This is a genomic window from Vibrio sp. 1562 (genome assembly GCF_033340155.1).
GTDB lineage: Bacteria > Pseudomonadota > Gammaproteobacteria > Enterobacterales > Vibrionaceae > Vibrio > Vibrio alginolyticus.
The window spans coordinates 1-911 of sequence record NZ_JAWOVY010000163.1; the positions used below are offsets into that span (position 1 = coordinate 1).

1 protein-coding gene is annotated in these 911 nt (G+C 44.6%); it reads left to right on the forward strand.

Annotated features, from left to right (window positions below; all coding sequences use genetic code 11):
* A partial coding sequence (locus tag R7Z49_RS23905) for a redoxin family protein (protein ID WP_318112210.1) occupies window positions 1–626 on the forward strand: 626 nt, incomplete at its 5' end.
* Window positions 627–911 lie beyond the last annotated feature (285 nt).

Consider the following 911-nt stretch of genomic DNA (forward strand, 5'->3'; position numbering starts at 1 on the left):
AAACCGTGCTCGTATTCAGTTTGCCTGGAGCGTTTACACCGACTTGTTCTTCTAGCCACTTACCTCGTTACAACGAGCTATTCCCTGTGTTCAAAGAACACGGTGTTGATGAAATTTTGTGTATTTCGGTAAACGACACATTCGTTATGAACGCTTGGAAACACGACCAAGAAGCCGAGCACATCACCTTTATTCCAGATGGTAATGGTGAGTTCACCGATGGCATGGGCATGCTCGTGGACAAAAATGACATCGGCTTTGGTAAGCGTTCTTGGCGTTACAGCATGCTGGTAAAAGATGGTGTGATTGAGAAGATGTTCATCGAGCCAAATGAGCCAGGAGATTCGTTCAAAGTCTCGGATGCAGACACTATGCTGAACTACATCGCACCAGAGTACAGAACTCAGGAATCGATCACTGTATTTACCAAGCCTGGTTGTCCTTTCTGTATGAAAGCCAAACAAAACTTGATTGATCACGGTCTTCAATATGAAGAAGTCATTTTGGGGAAAGATGCAACTTCCGTCAGTCTTCGTGCTATTACAGGCCGTACGACCGTCCCGCAAGTATTCATCGGCGGTAAACACATCGGTGGTAGCGAAGAGCTAGAAACTTACCTAGGCTAACCTGTCCATAGCCTACCCCCCGGTCTCCGGCGTCTTTGACTCGGAGGCCACCCTGTCTCTTCCCGCTAAAATCTAAGTTATTAGTTCTTAAATCGTTCTACTACCTGAATCAGCGATTTTAAATACAACACTTTTTGTTCATCATAACGTCTTGTTTTTATTCACAAGCCAAATACAAAAAACCTCGCAGATACGAGGCTTTTTTCTGGACTAGAGTTTAATGGATTACATCATCGCATAACGACTCACTAGCACAATCGCGGTGAACCCAATGGTGAAAAATCC